The following is a 5,192-nucleotide window of genomic DNA, read 5'->3' as shown; positions in this document are numbered from 1 at the left end:
CTGACTGAGCGAAGCTCAAACTAACTATTAATGAGAGTTTGATCCTGGCTCAGGACGAACGCTGGCGGCGTGCCTAATACATGCAAGTGGAACGCAATTGATTCTACCGTAGCTTGCTACACTGGATTGATTGAGTCGCGAACGGGTGAGTAACGCGTAGGTAACCTACCTTATAGCGGGGGATAACTATTGGAAACGATAGCTAATACCGCATAAGAGTTGATAACACATGTTATTAATTTAAAAGGAGCAATTGCTTCACTATAAGATGGACCTGCGTTGTATTAGCTAGTTGGTAAGGTAACGGCTTACCAAGGCCTCGATACATAGCCGACCTGAGAGGGTGATCGGCCACACTGGGACTGAGACACGGCCCAGACTCCTACGGGAGGCAGCAGTAGGGAATCTTCGGCAATGGGGGGGACCCTGACCGAGCAACGCCGCGTGAGTGAAGAAGGTTTTCGGATCGTAAAGCTCTGTTATAAGCGAAGAACGAGAGTAAGAGTGGAAAGTTTACTCTGTGACGGTAGCTTATCAGAAAGGGACGGCTAACTACGTGCCAGCAGCCGCGGTAATACGTAGGTCCCGAGCGTTGTCCGGATTTATTGGGCGTAAAGCGAGCGCAGGTGGTTTAATAAGTCTGAAGTTAAAGGCATTGGCTCAACCAATGTACGCTTTGGAAACTGTTAAACTTGAGTGCAGAAGGGGAGAGTGGAATTCCATGTGTAGCGGTGAAATGCGTAGATATATGGAGGAACACCGGTGGCGAAAGCGGCTCTCTGGTCTGTAACTGACACTGAGGCTCGAAAGCGTGGGTAGCGAACAGGATTAGATACCCTGGTAGTCCACGCCGTAAACGATGAGTGCTAGGTGTTGGGTCCTTTCCGGGACTCAGTGCCGCAGCTAACGCATTAAGCACTCCGCCTGGGGAGTACGACCGCAAGGTTGAAACTCAAAGGAATTGACGGGGGCCCGCACAAGCGGTGGAGCATGTGGTTTAATTCGAAGCAACGCGAAGAACCTTACCAGGTCTTGACATCCCGATGCCCGCTCTAGAGATAGAGTTTTACTACGGTACATCGGAGACAGGTGGTGCATGGTTGTCGTCAGCTCGTGTCGTGAGATGTTGGGTTAAGTCCCGCAACGAGCGCAACCCCTATTGTTAGTTGCCATCATTAAGTTGGGCACTCTAGCGAGACTGCCGGTAATAAACCGGAGGAAGGTGGGGATGACGTCAAATCATCATGCCCCTTATGACCTGGGCTACACACGTGCTACAATGGTCGGTACAACGAGCAGCGAACTGGTGACAGTAAGCCAATCTCTTAAAGCCGATCTCAGTTCGGATTGTAGGCTGCAACTCGCCTACATGAAGTCGGAATCGCTAGTAATCGCGGATCAGCACGCCGCGGTGAATACGTTCCCGGGCCTTGTACACACCGCCCGTCACACCACGAGAGTTTGTAACACCCGAAGTCGGTGAGGTAACCATTATGGAGCCAGCCGCCTAAGGTGGGATAGATGATTGGGGTGAAGTCGTAACAAGGTAGCCGTATCGGAAGGTGCGGCTGGATCACCTCCTTTCTAAGGAAATGGAAGCACGTTTGGGATCTTTATTTAGTTTTGAGAGGGTCTTTGTGGGGCCTTAGCTCAGCTGGGAGAGCGCCTGCTTTGCACGCAGGAGGTCAGCGGTTCGATCCCGCTAGGCTCCATTAAAACAGGATACTAATAGACATTAGTCTGGAGTTCAACTCAAAATCTTGTTTTAAATGATATTTGAACACGAACCTAAACTTCCTAATTCTACGAAAGTTTTGCGACAAGTCGCATCGGTTCTTAATATCATACTCTAGTCCATTGACAATTGAATATCTATATCAAATTCCACGATTATTGAAAGATAATTGTAGAAAAGTAACAAGAAATAAACCGAAAACGCTGAAGTATTTAATGAGTTTAAATCGAAAGATTAAAATAAGGTTAAGTTAATAAGGGCGCACGGTGGATGCCTTGGCACTAGAAGCCGATGAAGGACGTGACAAACGACGAAATGCTTTGGGGAGCTGTAAGTAAGCGCTGATCCAGAGATGTCCGAATGGGGGAACCCGGCAGCTAATGGCTGTCATCACTAATTGTTAAGATTAGATGAAGGAAGACGCAGTGAACTGAAACATCTAAGTAGCTGCAGGAAGAGAAAGCAAACGCGATTGCCTTAGTAGCGGCGAGCGAAACGGCAGGAGGGCAAACCGATGAGTTTACTCATCGGGGTTGTAGGACTGCGGTGTAGGACTTTAATTGAATAGAAGAATAACCTGGAAAGGTTAGCCAGAGAGAGTAAAAGCCTCGTACTTGAAATTGAATTGAGCCTTAGCAGTATCCTGAGTACGGCGAGACACGCGAAATCTCGTCGGAATCTGGGAGGACCATCTCCCAACCCTAAATACTCTCTAGTGACCGATAGTGAACCAGTACCGTGAGGGAAAGGTGAAAAGCACCCCGGGAGGGGAGTGAAATAGAACCTGAAACCGTGTGCCTACAACAAGTTCGAGCCCGTTAATGGGTGAGAGCGTGCCTTTTGTAGAATGAACCGGCGAGTTACGTTATGATGCGAGGTTAAGTTGAAGAGACGGAGCCGTAGGGAAACCGAGTCTTAATAGGGCGTTTTAGTATCATGATGTAGACCCGAAACCATGTGACCTACCCATGAGCAGGTTGAAGGTGCGGTAAAACGCACTGGAGGACCGAACCAGGGCACGTTGAAAAGTGCTTGGATGACTTGTGGGTAGCGGAGAAATTCCAAACGAACTTGGAGATAGCTGGTTCTCTCCGAAATAGCTTTAGGGCTAGCGTCGATATCAAGTCTCTTGGAGGTAGAGCACTGTTTGGGTGAGGGGTCCATCCCGGATTACCAATCTCAGATAAACTCCGAATGCCAATGAGATATGATCGGCAGTCAGACTGCGAGTGCTAAGATCCGTAGTCGAAAGGGAAACAGCCCAGACCACCAGCTAAGGTCCCCAAATAACTATTAAGTGGAAAAGGATGTGGGGTTGCACAGACAACTAGGATGTTAGCTTAGAAGCAGCTATTCATTCAAAGAGTGCGTAATAGCTCACTAGTCGAGTGACCCTGCGCCGAAAATGTACCGGGGCTAAAATAGTTTACCGAAGCTGTGGATGACACATAGTGTCATGGTAGGAGAGCGTTCTATGTGCGCTGAAGGTATACCGTGAGGAGTACTGGAGCGCATAGAAGTGAGAATGCCGGTATGAGTAGCGCAAGACAGGTGAGAATCCTGTCCACCGTAAGACTAAGGTTTCCAGGGGAAGGCTCGTCCGCCCTGGGTTAGTCGGGACCTAAGGAGAGACCGAAAGGTGTATTCGATGGGCAACAGGTTGATATTCCTGTACTAGAGTATATAGTGATGGAGGGACGCAGTAGGCTAACTAAAGCAGGCGAATGGAAGAGCCTGTCTAAGCAGTGAGGTGTGTTAGGAGTTAAATGCTTCTAGCTATAACATTGAGCTGTTATGGGGAGCGAAGTTTAGTAGCGAAGTTAGTGATGTCACACTGCCAAGAAAAGCTTCTAGCGTTTAAATATACTCTACCCGTACCGCAAACCGACACAGGTAGTCGAGGCGAGTAGCCTCAGGTGATCGAGAGAACTCTCGTTAAGGAACTCGGCAAAATGACCCCGTAACTTCGGGAGAAGGGGTGCTGTCTCATAGACAGCCGCAGTGAATAGGCCCAAGCAACTGTTTATCAAAAACACAGCTCTCTGCTAAATCGTAAGATGATGTATAGGGGGTGACGCCTGCCCGGTGCTGGAAGGTTAAGAGGAGTGCTTAGGAGTAATCCGAAGGTATGAATTGAAGCCCCAGTAAACGGCGGCCGTAACTATAACGGTCCTAAGGTAGCGAAATTCCTTGTCGGGTAAGTTCCGACCCGCACGAAAGGCGTAATGATTTGGGCACTGTCTCAACGAGAGACTCGGTGAAATTTTAGTACCTGTGAAGATGCAGGTTACCCGCGACAGGACGGAAAGACCCCATGGAGCTTTACTGCAGTTTGATATTGAGTATCTGTACCACATGTACAGGATAGGTAGGAGCCTAGGAAGTTGGAACGCCAGTTTCAATGGAGGCGTTGTTGGGATACTACCCTTGTGTTATGGCTACTCTAACCCAGATAGGTTATCCCTATCGGAGACAGTGTCTGACGGGCAGTTTGACTGGGGCGGTCGCCTCCTAAAAGGTAACGGAGGCGCCCAAAGGTTCCCTCAGATTGGTTGGAAATCAATCGTAGAGTGTAAAGGTATAAGGGAGCTTGACTGCGAGAGCTACAACTCGAGCAGGGACGAAAGTCGGGCTTAGTGATCCGGTGGTTCCGTATGGAAGGGCCATCGCTCAACGGATAAAAGCTACCCTGGGGATAACAGGCTTATCTCCCCCAAGAGTTCACATCGACGGGGAGGTTTGGCACCTCGATGTCGGCTCGTCGCATCCTGGGGCTGTAGTCGGTCCCAAGGGTTGGGCTGTTCGCCCATTAAAGCGGCACGCGAGCTGGGTTCAGAACGTCGTGAGACAGTTCGGTCCCTATCCGTCGCGGGCGTAGGAAATTTGAGAGGATCTGCTCCTAGTACGAGAGGACCAGAGTGGACTTACCGCTGGTGTACCAGTTGTCTCGCCAGAGGCATCGCTGGGTAGCTATGTAGGGCAGGGATAAGCGCTGAAAGCATCTAAGTGCGAAGCCCCCCTCAAGATGAGATTTCCCATAACGTTAAGTTAGTAAGAGCCCTGAGAGAAGATCAGGTAGATAGGTTAGGAGTGTACGTGTGGTGACACATTAAGCGGACTAATACTAATCGCTCGAGGACTTATCCAAATGAAGTAACAGAGGGCGTTAAAAATTCTGTATGAACATAGGAAACTGACGCAGAGTCATTAAGACTCTAGGAAGTTTATCTTTTTCACTAAGAATTTAGCCCGAGTACAATTTAAAATTCAAGCGATATTGACAGCGTAAGAGATTCTTGTTAGAATATAGGTATTCAATTATCAGTGGATTAGACCACAAGTTAAGTGATGATAGCCTAGGAGATACACCTGTACCCATGCCGAACACAGTAGTTAAGCCCTAGAACGCCGGAAGTAGTTGGGGGTTGCCCCCTGTGAGATAAGGTAGTCGCTTAGC

1 tRNA gene and 3 rRNA genes are annotated in these 5,192 nt (G+C 48.9%); all 4 read left to right on the top strand.

Going from position 1 to position 5,192, the window contains the following annotated elements:
* Positions 1-26: 26 nt before the first annotated feature.
* The 4 genes from ACMZ6Z_RS08845 (at position 27) to rrf (ending at position 5,192) form a co-directional block, all read left to right on the top strand.
* Positions 27-1,584: ribosomal RNA gene (locus ACMZ6Z_RS08845) — 16S ribosomal RNA — on the top strand.
* 55 nt (positions 1,585-1,639) lie between these two features.
* Positions 1,640-1,712 (top strand) — tRNA-Ala (locus ACMZ6Z_RS08840).
* Between the two features lie 266 nt (positions 1,713-1,978).
* Positions 1,979-4,883 (top strand): 23S ribosomal RNA (locus ACMZ6Z_RS08835).
* 193 nt (positions 4,884-5,076) lie between these two features.
* Positions 5,077-5,192: ribosomal RNA gene (rrf, locus tag ACMZ6Z_RS08830) — 5S ribosomal RNA — on the top strand.
* The 16S, 23S and 5S rRNA genes sit together here with 1 tRNA gene alongside, the layout of an rRNA operon.

The sequence above is a fragment of the Streptococcus pluranimalium genome (genome assembly GCF_047785705.1).
GTDB classification, from domain to species: Bacteria; Bacillota; Bacilli; order Lactobacillales; family Streptococcaceae; genus Streptococcus; species Streptococcus pluranimalium_A.
This window is presented reverse-complemented; position numbering and strand designations above follow the sequence as displayed.